The 20675-nt window shown below is 28.9% G+C and carries 22 protein-coding genes, 1 pseudogene and 1 CRISPR repeat array (1 of these 24 only partly in view); of the genes and pseudogenes, 8 read left to right on the top strand and 15 right to left on the bottom strand.

Annotation, left to right across the window (positions count from 1 at the left end; genetic code table 11):
* Positions 1-1042: direct repeats of the CRISPR family, unit length 32 nt; unit sequence ATTTCAATCCACGCACCTGCGTAAGGTGCGAC; it reaches 438 nt to the left of the window's first position.
* A gap of 170 nt (positions 1043-1212) precedes the next feature.
* From cas2 to SFBMNL_RS03560, 7 genes are read right to left on the bottom strand one after another with little or no spacing between them, the layout of a single operon-like run.
* A complete protein-coding gene (gene cas2 / locus SFBMNL_RS03590) occupies positions 1213-1503 on the bottom strand; it encodes a CRISPR-associated endonuclease Cas2 (protein ID WP_005806392.1) in 291 nt (96 codons plus the stop codon).
* 12 nt (positions 1504-1515) lie between these two features.
* On the bottom strand, positions 1516-2544 hold the full coding sequence (gene cas1c / locus SFBMNL_RS03585; protein WP_042294564.1) for a type I-C CRISPR-associated endonuclease Cas1c: 1029 nt from the start codon (positions 2542-2544) through the stop codon (positions 1516-1518).
* Positions 2545-3213: a CRISPR-associated protein Cas4 gene (gene cas4 / locus SFBMNL_RS03580; protein ID WP_014017912.1), complete on the bottom strand. Its 669-nt coding sequence runs from the start codon at positions 3211-3213 to the stop codon at positions 2545-2547. It abuts the gene before it with no gap.
* Complete coding sequence (cas7c, locus tag SFBMNL_RS03575) at positions 3200-4063, bottom strand: type I-C CRISPR-associated protein Cas7/Csd2 (RefSeq protein ID WP_005806398.1); 864 nt, start codon at positions 4061-4063, stop codon at positions 3200-3202. Before cas7c ends, cas4 begins: the two co-directional genes overlap by 14 nt.
* 2 nt (positions 4064-4065) lie before the next feature.
* Entirely contained in the window at positions 4066-5901 is a 1836-nt protein-coding gene (gene cas8c, locus SFBMNL_RS03570; protein WP_042294562.1) for a type I-C CRISPR-associated protein Cas8c/Csd1, read from the bottom strand.
* Positions 5898-6578, bottom strand: coding sequence for a type I-C CRISPR-associated protein Cas5c (gene cas5c / locus SFBMNL_RS03565; protein WP_005806402.1), 681 nt, complete (start codon positions 6576-6578; stop codon positions 5898-5900). The genes cas8c and cas5c overlap by 4 nt, the downstream gene beginning before the upstream one ends.
* 17 nt (positions 6579-6595) lie before the next feature.
* Entirely contained in the window at positions 6596-8827 is a 2232-nt protein-coding gene (locus SFBMNL_RS03560) for a CRISPR-associated helicase/endonuclease Cas3 (RefSeq protein WP_042294560.1), read from the bottom strand.
* A 142-nt stretch (positions 8828-8969) separates the two neighbouring features.
* Between SFBMNL_RS03560 and rbsK the strand changes: the two genes are divergently transcribed.
* The 6 genes from rbsK to SFBMNL_RS03530 all read left to right on the top strand — a co-directional run bounded on the left by rbsK (position 8970) and on the right by SFBMNL_RS03530 (position 14249).
* A complete protein-coding gene (gene rbsK / locus SFBMNL_RS03555; protein WP_042294559.1) occupies positions 8970-9899 on the top strand; it encodes a ribokinase in 930 nt (309 codons plus the stop codon).
* Between the two features lie 5 nt (positions 9900-9904).
* Positions 9905-10300: a D-ribose pyranase gene (gene rbsD / locus SFBMNL_RS03550; RefSeq protein ID WP_005806407.1), complete on the top strand. Its 396-nt coding sequence runs from the start codon at positions 9905-9907 to the stop codon at positions 10298-10300.
* 19 nt (positions 10301-10319) lie between these two features.
* The gene (locus SFBMNL_RS03545; RefSeq protein WP_005806409.1) at positions 10320-11825 is read left to right on the top strand and encodes a sugar ABC transporter ATP-binding protein; all 1506 of its coding nucleotides are present in this window, start codon (positions 10320-10322) and stop codon (positions 11823-11825) included.
* A gap of 16 nt (positions 11826-11841) precedes the next feature.
* The gene (locus SFBMNL_RS03540; protein WP_042294558.1) at positions 11842-12780 is read left to right on the top strand and encodes an ABC transporter permease; all 939 of its coding nucleotides are present in this window, start codon (positions 11842-11844) and stop codon (positions 12778-12780) included.
* 23 nt (positions 12781-12803) lie between these two features.
* Positions 12804-13709 carry a ribose ABC transporter substrate-binding protein RbsB gene (rbsB, locus tag SFBMNL_RS03535; protein WP_007440332.1) on the top strand — a complete coding sequence of 302 codons (906 nt, stop codon included), beginning with the start codon at positions 12804-12806 and terminating at the stop codon, positions 13707-13709.
* Positions 13710-13874: 165 nt separating this feature from the next.
* Positions 13875-14249, top strand: coding sequence for a hypothetical protein (locus tag SFBMNL_RS03530; protein WP_042294556.1), 375 nt, complete (start codon positions 13875-13877; stop codon positions 14247-14249).
* Positions 14250-14315: 66 nt separating this feature from the next.
* On the opposite strand, the gene SFBMNL_RS03525 is transcribed toward SFBMNL_RS03530, so the two are convergent.
* From SFBMNL_RS03525 to SFBMNL_RS03510, 6 genes and pseudogenes are all read right to left on the bottom strand, one after another.
* On the bottom strand, positions 14316-15122 hold the full coding sequence (locus SFBMNL_RS03525; RefSeq protein ID WP_014017908.1) for an alpha/beta hydrolase family protein: 807 nt from the start codon (positions 15120-15122) through the stop codon (positions 14316-14318).
* 118 nt (positions 15123-15240) lie between these two features.
* The gene (locus SFBMNL_RS08300) at positions 15241-15384 is read right to left on the bottom strand and encodes a hypothetical protein (protein ID WP_005806420.1); all 144 of its coding nucleotides are present in this window, start codon (positions 15382-15384) and stop codon (positions 15241-15243) included.
* Positions 15385-15686: 302 nt separating this feature from the next.
* Positions 15687-15920 carry a type I restriction endonuclease subunit R, EcoR124 family gene (locus tag SFBMNL_RS08445; protein WP_042294555.1) on the bottom strand — a complete coding sequence of 78 codons (234 nt, stop codon included), beginning with the start codon at positions 15918-15920 and terminating at the stop codon, positions 15687-15689.
* Positions 15862-16077 carry a hypothetical protein gene (locus SFBMNL_RS08440; protein ID WP_242838786.1) on the bottom strand — a complete coding sequence of 72 codons (216 nt, stop codon included), beginning with the start codon at positions 16075-16077 and terminating at the stop codon, positions 15862-15864. Before SFBMNL_RS08440 ends, SFBMNL_RS08445 begins: the two co-directional genes overlap by 59 nt.
* Before the next feature lie 45 nt (positions 16078-16122).
* Positions 16123-16452: pseudogene (locus tag SFBMNL_RS08435) on the bottom strand (type I restriction enzyme subunit R domain-containing protein); the annotation flags it as partial.
* Positions 16453-16950: 498 nt separating this feature from the next.
* A complete protein-coding gene (locus tag SFBMNL_RS03510; protein ID WP_005806422.1) occupies positions 16951-17286 on the bottom strand; it encodes an MBL fold metallo-hydrolase in 336 nt (111 codons plus the stop codon).
* A 499-nt stretch (positions 17287-17785) separates the two neighbouring features.
* Here SFBMNL_RS03510 and SFBMNL_RS03505 point away from each other — a divergent pair, with 499 nt between their 5' ends.
* Positions 17786-18160: a TetR/AcrR family transcriptional regulator gene (locus tag SFBMNL_RS03505; protein WP_042294552.1), complete on the top strand. Its 375-nt coding sequence runs from the start codon at positions 17786-17788 to the stop codon at positions 18158-18160.
* A 43-nt stretch (positions 18161-18203) separates the two neighbouring features.
* On the opposite strand, the gene SFBMNL_RS03500 is transcribed toward SFBMNL_RS03505, so the two are convergent.
* Positions 18204-18521: a DUF898 family protein gene (locus SFBMNL_RS03500; protein ID WP_007440160.1), complete on the bottom strand. Its 318-nt coding sequence runs from the start codon at positions 18519-18521 to the stop codon at positions 18204-18206.
* 553 nt (positions 18522-19074) lie between these two features.
* Here SFBMNL_RS03500 and SFBMNL_RS03495 point away from each other — a divergent pair.
* Entirely contained in the window at positions 19075-19437 is a 363-nt protein-coding gene (locus SFBMNL_RS03495) for a YraN family protein (RefSeq protein WP_005806428.1), read from the top strand.
* Positions 19438-19537: 100 nt separating this feature from the next.
* Here the strand turns inward: SFBMNL_RS03495 and SFBMNL_RS03490 are convergent, their stop codons facing one another.
* Complete coding sequence (locus SFBMNL_RS03490; RefSeq protein ID WP_207640344.1) at positions 19538-20638, bottom strand: NADH-dependent flavin oxidoreductase; 1101 nt, start codon at positions 20636-20638, stop codon at positions 19538-19540.
* Positions 20639-20675: the final 37 nt, after the last annotated feature.

Genomic DNA, 20675 nt, shown 5'->3' with positions numbered 1-20675 from the left:
AAGGAGGAAATAGGTCAATGATTATTTCAATCCACGCACCTGCGTAAGGTGCGACAAACGATTGTAATCTAAATAATACGTGTATTGTAATTTCAATCCACGCACCTGCGTAAGGTGCGACATTGATGTGATTAATAATGGTGATGTTCCGACTGATTTCAATCCACGCACCTGCGTAAGGTGCGACTTGTACGGTAAAGGATTTACTGTACGGGAAATTGAATTTCAATCCACGCACCTGCGTAAGGTGCGACCCACATCCACATAAAATAGTGATTTTGTTTGATATTTCAATCCACGCACCTGCGTAAGGTGCGACCTGGCTCAAAAAAGATTATATAGATAGAGCCGATATTTCAATCCACGCACCTGCGTAAGGTGCGACCTTTTAAGAGTAACAATATAGACCCAAAAGCATTAATTTCAATCCACGCACCTGCGTAAGGTGCGACATAAATATAGTATTATATGCATTATATGAGATAATTTCAATCCACGCACCTGCGTAAGGTGCGACTAACGCTAAGATGAAAACCTTATATATTATCGATATTTCAATCCACGCACCTGCGTAAGGTGCGACTATTACCAGAAGGTGGGACTTACACAGAGACAGATTTCAATCCACGCACCTGCGTAAGGTGCGACCAGATATAGTCGTATTAATATGAGTGATATTTTAATTTCAATCCACGCACCTGCGTAAGGTGCGACTATACTTTTATGCTTTGTTTCCGTATAGCAAAAATTTCAATCCACGCACCTGCGTAAGGTGCGACTTAAAAGAACCAGTCATATTTGTGATTTTTTGCATTTCAATCCACGCACCTGCGTAAGGTGCGACCAGTTTCGGAGTATGCAGAAATTAGGCAAAGAAGAATTTCAATCCACGCACCTGCGTAAGGTGCGACCAATAAGTCAAACCTTCATTATCAGGCTCTCTTTATTTCAATCCACGCACCTGCGTAAGGTGCGACGTGTTGGTTGTTATGCATTTATGGAGAACGAATATTTCAATCCACGCACCTGCGTAAGGTGCGACCGTTAAATTTAAAAATAGCTGATAATCATAAATAGACATACTACTTATGCGAACACTAATATTCTACATAATTTATCTATAAATATCAATACCAATTATTCTGCTACAATCAAGTATTAATATAGCTTCGCGAAGCACTTATAAATTTAATGTAAGCTTATACTTCGCAATCAAATTATAATAACATCTTCAACATCAATGGAATGTTTATTACCTATATGAATTACCTTTTTTCTTCCAGAATTACCTAAATTATAATATCTTACACTATCTCGTTCTTTATCTATAACTTTATCTATATCTGACTTAAGCATCTCAAATTGTAAATTATCAACTACACATTCAAAAACAGAATTTTGAACTCTAATCCCATAATTCTCACAAATTTTTGATACTTTTCTAAGTCTTTTTGCGCCATCATCAAAATTCAATCCCACATCATATGTAACTAAAATAAGCATTGAATCACCTCACTACTTCATTAAATATGGAGGATATTCTTCCAAATCTCCCCTTAAATACCTAGCAAGTAATAAAGATTGAACGTATGGTATGAGTCCAACCTCTATTTTTTCATTTAGGAATGGATGTATTATAAAATCCTTCTTCCTTTTCTGCCAGGCAGTAAGTATATTTTTACGTGCGTCTTCTAAAATAAATACACTTCCATTTTCTTTTACAATAAAATCATTCTCTTTTATAACTCTTGTGTTTATTAATTTTAATACAAATCTATCACACAAATAAGATCTCAATTCTTCCATCATATCTAAAGCTAATCCACTTCTTCCTGGTCTATCTCTATGTAAAAATCCTGCTTGAGGATCAAGTCCAACACTTTCGAGAGAAGATTCAATATCATGTGAAAGAATCACATATACAAAAGAAAGTAATGCATTAACTCTATCAAGAGGCGGTCTTTTATTTCTTGAATCAAATCTAAAACTTTTATTATCAACTAATATCAAATTATCAAAAACATCGAAATAATATTTACTACCAATACCTTCAAGTCCTCTCAAACTATTTAAATCTTCAGATTTAGAAACACTTTTTATAGTATCTGACAAATATTCAATTGATCTCCTCATATTTTCATCAAATTTATCTCTATAATCTCTTTTAAAACGATTTAATACATTTTTATAATTAACAAGCTTTCCAATAATAAAATTTTTAGCAATCAAACAAGACTTATTTTCATCATCTGAAATTTTATATTGTTTCTTCCTAAGCAAAATATTACCCGAGACTCTTCCTTGTACTCTACAAAGAAATTTGCCAAATGGGGTATGAAAACTCATTCCAATATTCTTTTCAGCACACATTGCCATAAGCTTTGTACTTGCTCCTTGATATCCAAAACATACAATTCCTTCTAAGTTATGACTTGGAATTTTTATAGGTTTCTGATCTGATATACGAATAGATATATCCTCACCATCTTTTGATAAATAAGCATCTTCGTTGGTTACATATAAAACATTCAATAGTTTTCTCATTTAAATATCCTCAACGTAAGAATCAATATAATTTTTAACCTTAGAATAACTACAATTTAATTTAGGTAAACAAATATCATATAGTGAACAATTTATGCATTGTTTTTTATAACGAGCTTTTGGAGTTACTCCATTATCAAAATAATACCTCATCTTTTCAACTAATTCTTTAATATTTTCTCTAAGCTCATTTGTAAAGTTAACCTCAACTCTCCTTCTTAATTTACCATAATATAGATATCCTTTTTCAATTGTCGTATCAAACATTTCTTCAAGACAAATAGCCTGAATGCAAAGTTGCGAAATATCACTATCATCTTTTTTAATATCTCCAACCTTATATTCAATTGGAATTACATCATAACTTCCATTTCTACCTACAAGCTTAGCTCCCAAATTATCATTTCTCATATGAAATTCAACACAATCACTAATACCTTTTACAGATAATTTATGTGAAATTAAAGGCAAAGAACGAGAAATTATAATTTCTCCTCTTTTTTCAAAAATATATGGATCATCAACCTTTTTGTGAAATTTATGTCCATTAAAAGTTCTAACATTATCTTCCCAAATTTGTTCTATATGTATAAGTGCCCACTGACGTGGGCAAAAAATAAAATGTTGAATTCCTGAAATCATCAAATAATCCATACTAAAGTTTTTCAATAAGATCTACGCCTTTAGGTAAACTATCCCTATCTATGCTAATTTCATAATCATTAAAATGTCTAGAAGGTTTTGATTTATCTTTCCTTTCAACTTCTATCAAATCAAATAATTTATGAGATGGGGCATTTCCAAGTGCTGTTTCATGTTCAAAAACATAAAGTTTCCTTGTTGCCATTTTCCCATGCGATGCAGAACGATCATATTCAAACATATTAATAATAGCTTGCCACAAAATATTTAAATCTTCTTCATTAAATCCTGTAACTTTTTGTGCTAAATGTGCTGAAACATATCCTTCCATTCTATACAAAGCATACGGAACTATTTGTTTTCTTCCCATAGTTTGTCCTTTTTCTAAGTCTTTCATATTTGTAACTGCACATCTAGTAATTGTTAGATCTTGAGAAAAAATCGGGTCTATACTCCTTCCAAAATTTAACTGTATAGGTCCTCTAACTTGTCCACAATTAACTTCATTACTCATCACAGCTCCAAACGACCTTATATCATAAAAATTCTTGCACATATATCCTGTGAGTTCTTTTGCGAGCTTTTCATCTTTTGGAAGCTTCTTATTTTCAGGTTTTAATTCAAAAGCTTCATAGGCTTTTCTATGCTGTTCGTTTAAAACAGCCCCATTCTTAACGTATATATCAAATCCTTGTCTTTCACCTTCAACTACTTCTATGTAATTTCTAATTTTCCTTTTGATACAAACATCTGTTACAATTCCATGACCTGTTTCCGGATCAATCCTCGGCATATTTCCTGAATCCGGATCTCCATTAGGATTTCCATTCTCAACATCAAATAATATTACGAATTCATATCTTTTACTCAATAACATAATTAGTTTTCCTCCTTATCTTTTTTTGACGTATATATATCTTCTCTTTGATGATAATATCCAAGTATAAACATTCCTTGCTCATCACTTGAAAAAACTGCCGGAAACTCATTAACATTCAGCAATATTTCACCTATTACTTTGTCATAATAATTAAATTTTGTATTGTTCTCTTTATTTATCTTAGCTATATGATATTGTGCTAAATTTAATAAATTTGGGAAAATGGATTTTGGTGTAGAAGATGCTGAAGATAAATATTTTTCTCTAATATTGGTTGCACCATTACTAGAATCCATTTGTATCTTTTCAAGTATTGCAAAAATTCTTCCCAAATTATACGCAATATTTGTACTTTCTTTATTTAATGACACAGTTACTTCCTCCTCTTTATCTTTTAAATTATTTAATCTATAATATCTTTTTAAATATCCCTTTATAAATGAAATTCTTGTGTGATTAATAGCAAAATCTTCTCCAGACTCCGCTCTAATCCTTTCAAGAATTTTATTATAAATAGATATCGGATAAACTCCTCCAGTTAAAATACTTTTAAAAAGACTATTGATTAAAGTCTTCGGTGTGTTTTGACTTTTACCGTAAGGAGTTATTGTTTTTAATATTGATGATAATTTCACACCAACTTCCTCATAGATAAAATCTTTTTTGCTAAACTTGCGTTTCTTCTTAAGTTTTGTATCTTCGAAATGTTTATTTGTTAATTTTATAAAATCTTCTAAAGAATTTTTAAACCAAAATCTAACAAATATTCTAGACCTACTTCCATAAAGACCCAACACATACATATTTACTGAATCATCTAAATTTATTCTATCTACATTAACTGTCTTTCCTTGCTTAATAAGTTTTATAATACTTTCAATCTTATCAACCCCTTCCTGGTTATACTTAGCTCCACCAGTTTCTCCATTATCATCTTCAACCTCATCATCATCTTTCATAAAAGCTGGTATGATTTGTTCTTCTTCAGCACCAAGCTTACTACTCCAAAATACAATTGTATTTCCTGACAAATACATATTGTTATCATCGGTAGATAAAAGTTTATTTAATGCAGTTGTATATTTAAATTCATTTTCAGTAGAAATACTCGCATTATAACCCTGACTTTTCCCATAAGATTCAAAAGAACTTGCATTGAAACTAACAATCATTGCTCCAGAAATACTTGATCCTGATACCCCTTTAATTGTCTTATGAATTTTTGCAATTGGAGCATTTGAATCTCCATTTATTAAACAAGTTCCCCTTACTTCTTCCACATTTTCAAATTTGTTTTGCCTGTATAAAGCAAATGCTTTCTTTACCTCACCTTGTTCATGAATACATTTCATATCGTCTTTAAGACGCAAAATGATAGATCCACCCTTTAATACTTCTGGATCCTTTTCCTTAATAATCTCTAAATTTTTATCATGATTATCAAAAAATCTTTCAAGAATTAATTTATATTTAGAATACGAATTCTCTAATATTTCCATATGTAAATTTTTCGATGCCTCAATATGTTGATCGCATCTTTTCAATTCCAATGACTTACTGTCTATTTCATATCCAAAAAAATATTTAGCATTATCACATAAAAAATAAGGTTTAATTCCACTTGTTCGTCCAGATTGATATGGAACATTAACTAATATAGTTTTTTTCTTTGCCCCTGAACCCTCTCTTAAATCAATTATCTTTGTTATCAATCCATCTTCATCAATAGTAATTTTGAAAGATACCTTTTCATTGCTAAAATTACTATCGGAAACTTCAAATTTATCTGAATTTACCATCAGATCATAACAATCTACCAATTCTTTTAGAATCATTTATTAACCTCCATCTGAAGATTTTTAGGAATAGTTACCTTACCTTTAATCATTTCAGCTCTAAAAAATTTCGGATTATATTCTTTAACTCCTTTATACGAATCTCCTTTCTTCACAAAATCTATATCATAAAGCATCCATCCCAAGTCTCTTGTTTCCTGAATATTTAATGGCAGATCTTCATTTTCTAAAAGCTCAAAATTACATGAGAATTCTCTACATCCAAAATATGGTTGAGAAAAACATTCTCCATTTCTAGCTCGTCTTAAAAAGATGTTATAATGTTTCTTTTCATCATCACTACCACCTGCGTGCTTAGTCATTTCAAAGTGAGCTTTTATAATATATTCAACATCTTTAAGTACCATTGAATTTCTTTGCTGTCTTACCTTGTTAGAATCAATATAAAATTGTTCTTCTTTGTTATTAATTGACTTTTTTATTGATTGTGTGCTCATAACACTCTCAACTTCATTTCTCATAATTGTTTGAAATTTGATCGGCTTAATTACATTTATTTCATCTATAACCCATCTTATAGCTGGCTTCCAATGAATTGCTTCAAATATAGCTCGAGCTGCAGAAGGAGTTATAACATCATAACTAACCCTCTCAACTTTCATCTCTGGTCTTGTGAAACAAGCATAATCTCCCCAAACTCTTAAAGTAAATCCCATAAATTTCCTCCATAAAATTAAATAATATACTCATAATTCTTTAAGTTATCTTTATCAAAACCTATCTTCAAGTCATACATACCTATATTTTTTAAGATAAATATATCATCGGAAAATTGTTCAACGCATCCATCTCTCAATAATTCCCTCAAAATATAATTTGGTATATTGATAGAGCATCCACTTAGTTTTCTTAAAACACTCTTAACTCCTCTGTTAGAATACTTGAGAATATTTAAAAACTTTTCTCCTTCATTAATTGGTACAATGACCTGTGCACCTAAATTTTCAATGAATCTAAATTCATCATTAATCTCTCTAAAATCATAATTAATTTCTAGTTTTTTGTGTTTATTTATCATTTTCAAAATCTTATGTTTATCTTGCCTGTGGTCAGTATCAATGAATAATTCAAAAAAATATTTAGAGATTGCATCTATTGATAGAAAATCTTCAAAATCATCTATTATCCCTTCACCAATTTGTGATGTGAGTTTTAGATATCCCAATCCCAAATGAGATTCTTCTTCAGGTTTAAATACATATACAGTTGAATTTTTTTGTTTTCCTTCTCTATTGCATCTACCTGCAGCTTGAACAATCGAATCAATTCCTGCGATTGAACGAAATACAACAGGAAAATCAACATCAACTCCAGCCTCAATCAATTGAGTTGAAACAACTCTGCACTCTTCCCCATTCTTCAATCTCTCTCTTATAATTTTAATAACCTCTTTTCTGTGATTAGGGTACATATTTGTTGAGAGATGAAAATTCCCTTCGCTATCACCTAAGTTTTCAAAAATTTCTTTAGCGTGTTTTTTTGTATTAACAATAGTCAAAACTTGCTTATGTGAATTCATTTCATTACATATATCTTCCACGCTTTTCTTTCCAATAAATTTTCCACTAACACGTTTCAAATCATCAAAAAGCTTATATGTATCGTCTATTATCTCAACTACATCAAAATTTTCTATTAAACCATTCTTCTTAAATTCTGGTTGAGTTGCTGTACAAAACAATACTGTACAAGAATAATTTCTAACTAATTCTTCTAAGGCCTTTATACATGGTTTCAAATATTCATTAGGTATTACCTGAGCTTCGTCTAAAATTATTATGCTATTATAAATATTATGGAGCTTCCTTGCGGAAGAAGGTTTATTCGAATACATACTCTCAAATAATTGAACATTAGTAGTTACGATTAATTGCATGTCCCAATTTTCAATTGCAAGCTTATATTTTAGTTGATTTTCTGAGTATTCATCCTCACCGATCTCATTTGAAAAACTAAAATTACAATGGTGTTCTAATACATTTTCTTCACCAAAGATTTCAGAATACACTCTTGCATTTTGCTCTATTATACTTGTAAACGGTAAAGAATAAATTATCCTATCATGACCATTTTGTTTTGCATGATTCAAAGCAAAACCTAAAGATGAAAGAGTTTTTCCTCCACCAGTTGGAACACATAGTGAATAAAATCCTCTATCCCCTCTTGATTTATTAATGCAATCATTAAAAATTTCATTACGTATTAAATTTATTGGATTATCCGATTCTTGCAGTCTCTTTGACTTCATAAAATCATTAAAAACGTTTAACATTTCTTCTAAGCTCATTAATTTTTTAGAATTAACAATTGAATTCTCTCCCTCTATAAACCTTTGTGCATCAAGCCTATCGCTATCAACAAGAGAAGAAAACAAGAATCTTATGAGCATTTGCACCGAAAAATTATTTTTAAAGAACCCTAATACCTCTTCACTAAAATTAATTTGCTTAATATCATCGATACTTATTTCATTTTCCCAATCTGAAAAATCGCATAATATATCTCTCTTATTAAGTCTTGAACTTATAGTGCCCTCATCATCCATTTCTGTCCCATAATTTAAAAGTCCTGAATGATGTCCAATAATTATGTACTTAAAAATTTTATAAATTACATACTCTCCCCTACCTTTAAATTCTTTTTCCAAATCATCACAAATTATAGCACCTGCTGTTGAATGATCCACTCTTATGTTTGCTCCACGTATTCTATCTTGAAATTCATCAGAATATTTTCCCAAATCATGTAAAATACTTAAAATCTTTCCTGAATTCTTCAAAAAGAATTTACTTACGAACTCTTCTGAAAACTCAGAAACTCCACATATATGATCTATTAATTTCTGGTACTCAATCTTCCCATCTTCCTTTTCTATCCGTCTAGCTAGCTTTTCTGTGTACTTCATTTTTCCTCCCAAATGGTTTTAAAAATATAAACCACTAAAATTATATACTTTTCGACAATTATTTTCTATATTTTTTAAAAAATAAAAAAACGTTTACATCATCTTTTCAAAAATGTATTATATATATTGAGGATGTGATTTTATGAATAAAGTATGTATTCTTGGAAGTTTAAACATGGACTTAGTTTTAAAAGTTAATGATATACCAAAAATAGGAGAGACTATCCTATCTAACTCATCTGAGAAAATAGCAGGAGGCAAAGGAGCAAATCAAGCAATCGCTGCCAAAAGATGCGGTGCTGATGTTTCCATGATAGCTAAAATAGGAAAAGATGAAAATGGTAGAATATTGAAAGGAAAACTTAAGGAAGATGGAATAGACGTAAGTTGTATTTTCGAAGACGAACAAAATCCAACTGGACTTGCTTTGATTATGGTAAATAAAAACGGAAATAATTCAATAATAGTTGTTCCAGGTTCAAATATGAAAATTAATGATAGTGAAATAAATAAATCAATTTCAAAAATTAAAGAATCAGATATACTAATAGCACAATTTGAAACTAATGAAGAAATGACTTTAAAATCTTTTCAAAAAGCAAAAGAGTTCAATAAAATAACTATACTTAATCCAGCTCCAGCAAAAAAAATAGATATTGAGCTATTAAAATTAACAGACATCATAATACCTAATGAAACAGAGGCTGAAGTCTTAACAGGAATCAAAATAACTTCTATAGATGATGCTAAAAGAGCAGGAAAATTTTTCATAAACCAAGGAGTTAAATTCGCAATAATTACATTAGGAGAAAATGGAGCTCTTATCATAGGAAATGATTTTTACGAATTAGTAAAATCATTTAAAGTAAATGCTGTAGACACAACTGCAGCTGGTGATAGTTTTATAGGAGCTTTAAGTTCAAAGTTAAATTTCAAAAATTTAACTAGAGAAACATTAAAAGAATCTGTATATTTTGGAAACAAAGTATCTTCAATAACTGTACAAAGAAAAGGTGCTCAACCATCTATACCTTATCTTGAAGAAGTAAAAAAGATTTATAAGGAGAATTAATAATTATGAAGAAAACATGTTTATTAAATAATAGCATAAGTTCAGTAATTTCAAAAATGGGTCACACAGATATGATTGCAATAGGTGATTGTGGATTGCCAATTCCAAAAGAAACTAAAAGAATAGATCTAGCATTAACCAAAGGAATTCCAAGTTTTTTAGATACCTTAAAAACTACTCTTACAGAATTAGAAATTGAAGAAATCATAATAGCTAAAGAAACAGAAGAGACAAGCCCAAAAATATTTAACGAAATTAAAAATTTGATTGGAAATGCCAAAATAACATTTGTATCTCATGAAATATTCAAAACGAATTTAAAAGAATGTAAGGCTGTAATCAGAACGGGAGAACAAACACCATATGCAAATATAATTTTAAAATCAGGAGTTGTATTTTAATTAAAAGGAAGGTTTAACTATGAATACACGAATCCCAATGTTAAAAATGGAAGGTGTTTCTAAAATATTCCCTGGTGTTAAGGCACTAGACAATATAAACATAACTGCCTATAAAGGAGAAGTAACTGCTTTAATGGGAGAAAATGGTGCTGGTAAATCAACATTGATGAAAATATTAAGCGGAGTTTATCAAAAAGATGAAGGAAAAATTTTTATTGAAGGTGAAGAAGCTCATATCAAAAATATAAAATCTGCTGAAGAATATGGTGTAACAATAATACATCAAGAAATGAGTCTTATTAATAATTTAACTATCGCTGAAAACATTTTTCTTGGAAATGAAAAATTTAATAAATTTACAAAGAAGATAAATAAAAAGCTATTGGTTGAAAGAAGCATATTATTTTTAGATCAAATAGGATGCAACTTAGATCCAAATAAATTAGTAAGTAGTATCAATGTTGGTGAAAAACAAATGGTTGAAATCGCAAAAGCTTTAACTAAAAATGCAAGAATTATAATAATGGATGAACCAACAACTGCTTTAACAAAAATTGAAACTCAAAACCTCTTTAAAGTCATAGAAAATTTAAAAAAGAAAGGTATAGCAATCATTTATATATCTCACAGGATGGAAGAAATATTTGCAATATGTGATAGAGTTGAAGTTTTAAGAGATGGTAAATATGCTGGAAATGCTTTAATAAAAGAAATTGACAACAATAAATTAATCGCAATGATGGTTGGAAGAACAATTGAAGAACAATTCCCTTATAAGAAAATTGAAAAAGGAAAAGTATTACTTGAAGTTTCAAATTTAACTTCAAAAGTTGGCATTAATAATATATCTTTTACTGTTCGAGAAGGAGAAATAGTTGGTATTGCTGGCCTAATGGGAGCTGGAAGAACGGAGCTTGCAAAAACTATATTTGGATATTATAAGAAGGAAAAAGGAACTATCAAATTAAAAGGTAAAAGAATAAATATCAAAAATATTCAGCAAGCAATAAATAATGGAATTTGCTATTTATCAGAAGATAGGAAGAAAGAAGGATGTATACTCGGGTTATCTGTTGAAGATAACATGATATTATCAAATTTATGTAAATATGAAAATGGTTTTAAAATTATAAACAAAAATAAGACAAAAAAAGATATTGACTTCTATATAAAAAAACTCAATATTAAAACTCCAAATAAAGATCAATTAATTAAAAATTTAAGTGGTGGAAATCAGCAAAAAGTTATACTTGCAAAATGGCTTCTTCTATCACCAGACATTCTTATAATAGATGAACCAACAAGAGGAATAGATGTAGGAGCCAAAAAAGAAATATATGAATTATTAAATGAACTTAAAGAATCAGGTAAAGCAATAATAATGATTTCTTCAGATTTACCCGAGGTTTTAGGAATAAGCGACAGAATTTTAGTAATGAGTGAAGGAAAAATTACTGGTGAATTAAATCGAGAAGAAGCAACTCAAGAGAAAATTATGAAATTATCCGTTGGCATTAATCAATAATTTGGAGGAATTAAAAATGAACAATAATTTTAAAGAAATCCTAGATAAATATAAATCACTAATAGGTTTAATTATTTTATGTGTTGTAATAACCATTGTATCACCTGCATTCATGACTCTATCTAATATAACAAATATTTTTACACAAGTTTCAACAAATGCAATAATTGCAATAGGTATGACATTTGTTATTCTAACAGGTGGGATAGATCTATCTGTTGGATCAACTGTAGCAATAAGTGGTGCTTTAGCAGCATCTATATTAAAGTCTACAAATAATATACCTTTAGCTATTTTAGTAGCTGCTATAACTGGTATAGTTATTGGATTAATAAATGGAATATTAATATCAAAAGGTAAATTACAAGCATTTATAGTTACACTTGCAACTATGACAATATTTAGAGGTGCAACGTTAGTATTTACAAATGGTACTCCGATATCAAAATTATCAGAAACTTTCGTGAAAATTGGTAATGGAAAAATAGGATTTATTCCAATTCCAGTAATAATTACTATAGTCATTTTAATCATCTCAATATATCTTTTAACCCAAACGAGATTTGGAAGATATTTATATGCTTTAGGTGGAAATGAAGATTCAGCGAAACTTTCGGGAATAAATACAAATAAAATAAAAACACTTGTTTATATGATATCTGGATTTGCATCATCAATCGCTGGAATTATAATTGCTAGTAGAATAGGATCTGCTTCTCCAAATGCTGGAACGAGTTTTGAATTAGATGCAATAGCTGCCGTTGTTATTGGTGGTACATCATTATCTGGTGGAGAAGGAAAAATTACTGGAACTATAATAGGTGCTTTAATTATTGGTGTATTGAATAACGGATTAAATTTAATGAACGTATCTCCATTTTATCAATCAATTGTAAAAGGTTTAGTTATTTTAATAGCTGTATTATTAGATAAAAAGAGCAGGAAGAAAGCATGATTTACAAAGTAAGGAGGGATAATATGAAATTTCTAAAAAAAATATTATCTTTAAGTTTAGTAACTTTTTTAACAATTGGACTTTTTACGAGTTGTTCAGATAAGACAAATAATAAAAAAATAGGATTAGTCTTATCAACATTAAATAATCCTTTCTTTGTAAGCATGAAAGATGGAGCTGAAAGAGAATCAAAAAAATTAGGATATGATTTAATCGTTTTAGACTCTCAAAATGATCCAGTAAAAGAAAGATCAAATATAGAAGACTTAATACAACTAGACATTGTAGCTTTATTGATAAACCCAACAGATAGTGATGCAGTTGTCAAAGCTATAGAAGTTGCAAATCAAAGCAATATTCCAGTAATAACTTTAGACAGACAATCAAATGGTGGTGAAGTAACAACGCATATAGCTTCAGACAATATTAAAGGTGGAGCAATGGCTGGAGAATTTGTGTTAGAAAAATTTGGTACTACTCAAAATGTAAACATAGTAGAAATTCAAGGCATTCCAGGTGCTTCAGCTACAAGAGATAGAGGGGCTGGATTCCATAGTGTACTAGATGATAAATCAAATGTAACTTTTATATCAAGTCAAGCAGCAGATTTTGATAGACAAAAAGGTCTCTCTGTCATGGAAAACATAATACAAGGAAATAAAGACATACAGGTTGTCTTTGCACATAATGATGAAATGGCATTGGGTGCAGCAAAAGCAATAATGGCAAATAACATAGATGCTACTGTTATAGGATTTGATGGAGGAGACGACGCTCTAGACGCCATTGAAAATGGTGAAATGCAAGCAACAGTTGCACAACAACCAGATTTAATTGGTGAACTTGGAGTACAAATTGCACAAAAAATTGACAATAATCAAACTGTTGATAAAGAAATAGCAGCTGATTTAAAAATAGTAAGCAGATAATATAAAAATTGGTAGCCATAACTGGCTACCTTGTTTTTTAAATACACCAAATATTAAATATTTTATTGTATATCAAAGATTATTTTAATATAATTGAACTCACTATATTTTAATATCAGAGTAAATTTTTAAATTTATAATAATAATTTTATAGGTGATGATTTAATGAAAATTAATAAAAAATGTATTATAACACTTCTAGGTATAGTTATTGCAAGTCCTATCGCTATAAATTCTAGCATAAGTAGTGCATCTGTCTTTACTAGAATTTTACAAAGAATTCGTTCAAGTTTTAGACCTCTTACCAGTAGAAATAATTCTTATAACTTTATTAGATCAACTACACAAAACTCAGAAATAGAACCCATATTAAAAAGAGTATCATCACTTTCTACTAGTTCTGAATCAGTTCAAACTAAAAATACAAGCGGTAATAAAACAGTAACTTTCAATGATAACGTACTATCACTACAGTTTAAAAAAGATTCTAAACCAAGAAAAATTGTGAATCAAAAGGTAGAAATTTTGAATTTACAATAATTTATGAAATTTTATTTTTAGAGAACTAACAAGTTCTCTTTAATTTTTTAACAGTACATATAAATATTAAGATATTATAAAATCTCTCAATGTTTCTATAGCAATTTTATCGATTTTTTTAGAAAACCCATGTCTTCCATTTTCTATTATTTCAAATCTGACATTCCTATTTGAAATACTGTTTTTATATACATCAAAAGCTCTTTTTGAATAATTAATGTCTACAATTTTATCTTTCGCTCCATGAACAATCAAAACATCATTCTTATAGCCTTTAATTTCCTCAAATGGATTCATTTTTATGACATCCTCAACATAACATTTCCCAAGTTTCATAGGACCGCATCTAATAATTTCTGGTAAATTGTTCGGATCAAATTTTGCAAACATCATCTTTCCTGCATTAGCATCATCTGGAATACAAAATGCTGGATAAAAAAGAACTAATTTATTTACATTATATTTTCCCTTTGCTACAGTCAAGGCAGAAACATAACCTCCCTGAATGCATCCCATAACAACAATATTATTTTTGTCAGCATATTCTCTGTTAATAGCATAGTCAATAACTCTTTCTAAATCTTTAACTTCTGTTAATACAGACATTTCAGTGGTTAAGCCATCACTTTTCCCCATTATGACACTCCCTCCACAAAAATCAAAAGTATATGTTAAATATCCCATATTTGCTAATTCGATTGCATATTGTCTTACAATACTTTGAAATGCCATAAACCCATGACAAACTATTGCTATTGGTAAATTTATTCCTATTGGTCTATACCCCGTTCCACGAATTGTGAGGTTATCTCTTCTACATTCAAACCGTGTTTTTGATATGTTATGTTCTTTTTTTGCTTTCATATAAAACATATTTTCATCCCCCACTCTCAAATTGTTAAAGACCTTCTTTCAAACCTTTCATAATTCATATATAAGAACTTACATAAATAACAATTTTTATCCTTGCTATGATAAACTAAAATTTAAACTATATCCCAAAAGCTGATTCGTATTCTATAATTCCATTCAATTTGTCTTTGTTTTCATTAAAGCATACTGCCATAAAATTTTCATCTTCGACTTCAAAGGGTGCCTTAACACCATATTGATTTGCTGGAACATATCTATACACAAAAAAAGCGAGCTAGATATTCAAAAATCTATGAAATCTACCCGCAGCTTCCAACTTTAAATCTCTATCTCGACTTATATAATGTTACGAAATATAAAAATTATATTTCTTAAATCAAAACAACTTCCTTATAATTTTCACTAACATCTTCTTTATAAACTATTCCAAAATATTTGTTCCTATAATTTTAACTTCGCCATCTCTAAAAATATTTTTAACAAATTTTCTCCAATCATCTATTACTTCACTTTCTGCATTAATTGTATTAATAAATTTAAAATATAATCGATATTAACTTTAATTTATTTTACAAGTTCCATTTCAAAAACGATATCATCATTTATATTTTCTCTATCACCATTTCCTACGTGTCTTATTTTTTCATGTAAATCATTATACATACCTGTATAATCTTGAAATTCTCTTTTATTTAAAATTTTATTTTCTTCAAAGTTATCAAAACTAGATAATATATTTTTAAGCTTTAATACACTGCTGAATAAAGCGATAAAACTTTTTTCTACTTCTTCCCCCAATTATTTCACTATATCCTCTATAATATTTTTCATTTTCATCTTCATATCCATAATAATAATCCTCATAAATTCTTAAGATTATGGTTCCTCTTGCCTCACTATTAGTAAAAAGAACAATTGCCTCATCTGTTTCTTTCTGTAAATTTCTAAAACACACAATGTTTCCAAAAGTTTTTACTGAATTTAATATTCTATTTATTCTACTAAAAGCTTAAATACGTCCATACATTTTTAAATTTTTATCAACCCATAGAGTATTTAATGTCGTAGCATCAAGCCCAGTTAAAAACATATTCACTACAATAAGTAAATCGAGTTCTCTAGATTTCATTTTATAAGAAACATCTTTATAAAAGTTTGAAAATTTTTCACTTGAAGTATCATAAGATGTACCAAATTCTTCATTATAATCTTTTATTGCCATTTCTAAAAAATCCCTTGAAGAATCAGAGAGTCCTTCTATGCTATCAGAATTTTCATCATCTACAAGTCCGCCAGTATTTTCTTCATTAACTCCATAATTATAAATCACAGATATCTTCAATTTTTGCTTTAGCTCTAAAATTTTCAAAAAGCTCTGAAGGAAAAATAAAGAATACTTTACTAACAGTCATTTTATATTTAATCTGACCAGTTTCCTCATCACTAAGTTTTGCATAATCAAAATTAATTTTTCCATCTTAAATTTCATTTTTATTTACATAATTCCTGAAATCTTCAGATATATGCCGTCAACATTACCTCTTAAATCATCTGCTATACTCTATATCGCCCTATATACTTCTTCCCTCTCTTGCTCCTTCTTATTATCTATCAAACTTTTCTACTCCATTCACTATAAATTCAAGATTATTATAATATATCACATAAAGATTTTACATATCGAAACATAAAAAATAATAAGTTGCTTAATTAAAAGCAACTTATTATTTACTCTATCATAATATTAAAATTCTAATGTTTCTCCATCATCTGGAATAAATAACTGTCTTTCAAATCTATTTTCTTCTGAAAATAATCGTAATTCTGATCAAGAAAGTACCCAATGATTAACACTTTCCATATGCGTAGCAATTATCTGGGCAGATGGATAAGCTTTATGAACTTTTAATACATCTTCTTTTCCCATAATAAGTCGTTTATCTATAACACTATTAGCACCTGCATTAACAATAATAATATGTGGACTATACTTAGAAATAGCCTTATCTACTTCATCACACCATACTGTATCACCTGCAATGTATAAAGTTTTTTCATATTCATATTGCATAATAACGCCACAAGCATCTCCCAATATCGTTACAATTTCATCTTCATATCCATGTCGTCCATTTGTTTTTATAAGATGTATTGTTTCAAACATAGTATCACTACCTAAAATCTATACATTTTGAAAATTAGCTGAAATTAATACCTCTTTATCCTCTTAATTTTATACATATATGGGTACATTTTTAGGTAACTGCTGCTTTGCTTCCTCATCAAAGTAATCTATATTCAAATGCGTAATAATAACAGCATCAACCTCTATCATTTCAGATATGGAAATTGATAAATCATAAAGAGGATTTTTTTCAGTACTCCTAAGTATACTTGGGAACGGTGGATATGTCGCTTTGTCAGCAAAAATAGGATCAATTAAAAATTTTTTACCTGCATAATAAATTAATAATGTTGCATTTCTAACTTAAGTAATAAACATTATTTTATTCTCCTTTATAAAAATTGCTACCTATTACATGTAATGGACTTTATTATATTATAATTAATTTATATAATAGAATAACACATTATACAAAGTAGGGATTGTTCTTAACATATTTATAAATCTGTAAACAAATAAATAAAAAGAGGCCTTAAAATTGAGTAATATAAAACAAAGAAAACCAGATCGACGTACTACCTATACAATCAATACAATTAAAGACGTACTATTAGAATTATTAAAAAAAGAAACCTTTGATAAGATAACCGTTTCTAATATATGCCGACAAGCTAAAATTACAAGGACCACGTTTTACTTACATTTTTCAAACATAACTGATGTTTTAGACGAACTATTAAAAGACGCTCTACAAGTAGGAGAAAAAAATTCAAATCATGATAAAGATAATATTATATCTACTCTTACAAAGAAAGAATATCTAGAAAAAATACAAAAAAATGATATATTACTTCCAGTGTGCCAACGCATTATAAATTCGTCAAAATATCGAGTATTATTCAAGGTGGTTTAAATAATTTAAAATAAAGGATAGCTGTTCAGCTATCCTTTATTTATTAATCAAATATAGTATTTTTAACTTTCCATTGTTGTAACTTTATAGTCAACCAAAACCCATATATTCCTAATGTTATTATTGTCAATATCGCCCATTTAATCCAATTCAGAAATAAATCTCCCCCACTCCCAATAAACCTTAACCTTTGTCCATTAATAATGGTGTGATTAACTATATATCTTTCTCTAACACACATAGCCCATGTAAATCCAAGGCCAAAAGTTACAAAAGTAATTATAGTAGACAATATATTAACTCCTATAAGTCCTAATATTCCTCCGTCAAATTCTGATTTTTCATGATTATCTAAGTTCATATAAAAATCCTCCATGTATAAAATCTAAATAATTTCTTCTACTTAACTAATTTCGTATCTTCGTATAATTTTTTTTGAATTATTCCAGTAATAAATTGTACTATGTGTTATTGCCAAAATCAATATAAGAAACTAATATCGCTTTAAATTTCGCAATATTATCATTACATATAGACAAACCATCCATCTTCACCATAAGATTCTCCATTAACTAAATTAACATCACTATAATTTACTTTCTTAAAATACTTTCCATCAGTAAAATCATATTAACTTTGTATTCTAACTGGAAGATTGTTAATAATTCTTAAACAAACATCATATGTATGTCTTTTCTCAAAAATCATACCTGTATAACATTATCAACTTACAAGTAGTAGCTTATGCTAATTTATCTAGTCTTTTATTAGTTAAACTGCTAAAGTTGATATTATTGATGTCCAAAAAAAAAGGATACAAGAAAACTTGTATCCTTTTTTATTTAAGATAAACTCTAGTTATTTTTTTACAAGAATGTGTCAACACTGTTAATATTAGGAGGTGAAATCCAATAATGACAACAAAAGATATTGGAAATTTAGGAGAAATTTTAGCAGTAAAAGTCCTATTAAACAAAAATTTTAAAATCATAAATAAAAATTTCAGATCCAAAAGAGGTGAAATTGATATCATATGCTCTAAAGATAATGTTATATCATTCGTTGAGGTAAAAAGTATATGTATGTTCAAAAATAATTTTATCTTAGAACCACGAGAACAAATTAATAATAGAAAAATATTTAAAATCAGAAATACAGCAAACTATTTTCTAACAATAAATAACCTAAATAATATTTTTTACAAATTTGATCTAATGGAAATAAAATTTTGGGGTAACAAAAAATATAGTTACAATTACATCGAAAATATTTTTTAAAACAACTATTCTAATGATAGAATAGTCTATTCTTCAATATTAATCCAAGGTGCAGAAGCTTTAATTACATTCCATAAATTTTGAGGTAATGTAAACTCATTTACTTTCGAAGAATTAATTGACATCTTAATTTCATTTTTTTATCATTTTTAACTTTCTCTACCCAATCTGGATTAATCACTAAAGCACGTCCTATGGCTGTCAAAGATGCCCCATTATTTAATGCCTGTTCTACATCATCTGGTGTCAACATAGAACCTGCAACTATTATTGGAACTTTTCCATTCACATATTTACTAATTAACTCAAGATATGTTTTTTCATCTTTGCTATCAATAGGTTTTGATGAAAGTGCACTTGTCAATGAAATGTGGATATAATAAATATCTATTTCAATAAGATGATTAATCAATTTATAAGTATCTCCTATTCTTAATCCTCCCTTTTCAGATTCTTCTGGAGAAAGTCTATATCCTAAAATAAAAGGCTTTTTAACGTACTCCTTAATTACATCCTTTATCTTATTTACAATTGCAAGTGGAAACATTAATCGTTTTTCTGGTGATTCACCCCACTCATCACTACGTTTATTATACAATGGAGATGTGAAATTTGGGATTAAGAAACCATGTGCTCCATGAATCTCAACTCCATCAAAACCTGCCTCAATTGCACGTCTTGTTGTTTCTCCAAATGCATTAACAATATCTAAGACTTCTTCATGTGAAAGTTCTCTTGGTAATAATGCTGGTGCAAATGCACTAGCCTCAGTCTTAATAGCACTAGCACTAACTACGTCACCATTTGGAACTAAATTAGGAAGAGCTTTGTTGCCAGCATGAAAAATCTGAAGTATTGCATTAGCTCCTCCACTTTTTGCAGCATTTGCTAACTTACGTAAACTTGGAATAAACTTATCATCATAACTTGCAAACTCATTTAAAAATCCTATACCATTTGGATGCACATAAGTACAACCAGTTATGACAAGCCCCACTCCATTAACTCTCACTTTATAATACTCTATCTCTTCATCAGAAATCGTATTATCATTATTACTAGACCAAGTTGTCATCGGAGACATAACAATTTTATTTTTGAGTGTAATACAATTTTTAAATTTAAATTGTTCAAATAAATTACCGTGCTTTGTATTCATTGTTAAAAATACACCTTTATAATAATTATTTTCTACTGTCATTTCTAAAAAATTATATAATCATACTAATAAATTTTCA

It is taken from the genome of Candidatus Arthromitus sp. SFB-mouse-NL (genome assembly GCF_000709435.1).
In the GTDB taxonomy this organism is placed as follows: domain Bacteria; phylum Bacillota; class Clostridia; order Clostridiales; family Clostridiaceae; genus Dwaynesavagella.
Note: the sequence above shows the minus strand (reverse complement) of the source record. Positions and strands in the feature narration are given on the sequence as shown.